This window comes from Bartonella queenslandensis AUST/NH15 (genome assembly GCF_000312585.1).
Lineage (GTDB): Bacteria > Pseudomonadota > Alphaproteobacteria > Rhizobiales > Rhizobiaceae > Bartonella > Bartonella queenslandensis_A.
In genome coordinates, this window is record NZ_HE998006.1 from 46,497 (window position 1) to 47,960 (window position 1,464).

The 1,464-nt window shown below is 38.7% G+C and carries 1 protein-coding gene and 2 pseudogenes; all 3 read left to right on the forward strand.

The annotated features are described in order from the left end of the window. Positions 1-153: pseudogene (locus BN338_RS11680) on the forward strand (serine peptidase); the annotation flags it as partial. A gap of 72 nt (positions 154-225) precedes the next feature. Further along, complete coding sequence (locus BN338_RS06795; protein WP_039760342.1) at positions 226-912, forward strand: response regulator transcription factor; 687 nt, start codon at positions 226-228, stop codon at positions 910-912. Continuing rightward, positions 909-1,464, forward strand: a pseudogene (locus BN338_RS06800) (two-component sensor histidine kinase); the annotation flags it as partial. The gene BN338_RS06795 and the pseudogene BN338_RS06800, both read left to right, overlap by 4 nt.

Here is a 1,464-nt window from a genome sequence, read left to right on the forward strand (position 1 = left end):
ATTGTGACAGTGAATAATACACCGGTTAAAAAAGTCTCTGATATTATCCGTACAATTGAAAATGCTCAGCAGTTAGGACGAAAAGCTATCCTCTTACAAGTGCGAACAAATGATCAAAATCGTTTTGTTGCTCTTTCAATTTTCAAAAAATAAGGCTTTGAGTATAGGACAAATGTTTATTAAACATTTGTCCTACTACACAATAAAATAATGGAGATGCGTTTTATGAAGATACTCGTTATTGAAGATGATCATGAGACAGGACGTTATCTCGAAAAAGCTTTTTTGGAAGTAGGGCATTCTGTTGATGTTGCTTATGATGGAGATACGGGATACGCTTTAGCAACCACGGAAAATTATGATGTTATGGTTGTTGATCGAATGCTTTTGCATCGTGATGGCCTTTCTATTATTGCTGAATTGCGAGCTAAAGGCAATGAGACACCGGTTCTTATTCTGTCAGCTTTAGGGCAAGTTAATGATCGTGTAACAGGGTTGCGAGCAGGGGCGGATGATTATTTGACAAAGCCTTATGCTTTTTCTGAACTTCTTGCGCGTGTTGAAGTATTACAACGGCGGAAAAATCCTAAAGAAGCAGAAACTGTTTATTGCGTAAGCAATCTTGAGCTTGATCGGTTAGCACATACGGTAAAACGAGGTGATAGAAACATTTTATTGCAACCACGAGAGTTTCGTTTACTCGAATATTTAATGCGCTATGCGGGGCAGGTTGTTACACGCACTATGCTTTTGGAAAATGTTTGGGATTACCATTTTGATCCACAAACAAATGTCATTGATGTCCATATCTCTCGTTTGAGAGCAAAAATTGAAAAAGATTTTGATGTTCCCCTTCTCCATACTGTGCGTGGCGCTGGATATATGCTGAAAGCACCAGATAACAAAGCATGAATCGTTTGATTAATATAATGCGCACGACTGCGCTAAGGCTTTCAGCACTTTACATTTTATTGTTTGGATTGGTGGCAACAGGTCTTTCTATTTATATGACGGCATTTTCTGCTTCATTGTTAACAGAGCAAACTGAACAGGCTTTACATGAAGAATTAAAGTATATTGAAAATGCTTATAATTATGGAGGTATTCCTTTATTAATACGCACGATAGATTATCGTTCAAGGCAACCAGGGGCATTTCTTTATCTTGTCACGGATCCTATGGGACGTATTTTGGCAGGCAATGTCGCACGTATTGAATTAGGTCTTTTGAATCAGAGTGGTTTTATTTCTACCTCCTTTTTGTATTCACGTTTTGGAGAACATGGCAAAACAAGTGAACATCGCGCTTTGGCAGTTGTTTTTGATTTGCCTAATGCGATGAAGATTCTTATAGGACGCGATTTGGATGAGCCAGAACGTTTTGCGGCGGTTATTCGTAAAGCTGTGATCATTGCACTTACTGCAATGGTGGGAGGCGCTTTACTCATATGGTTTTTTGTTGGCA

Excerpts from the sequence above, each read along its gene's own strand:
- BN338_RS06795 (WP_039760342.1), top strand. The coding sequence starts at position 226 with ATGAAGATACTCGTTATTGAAGATGATCATGAGACAGGACGTTATCTC.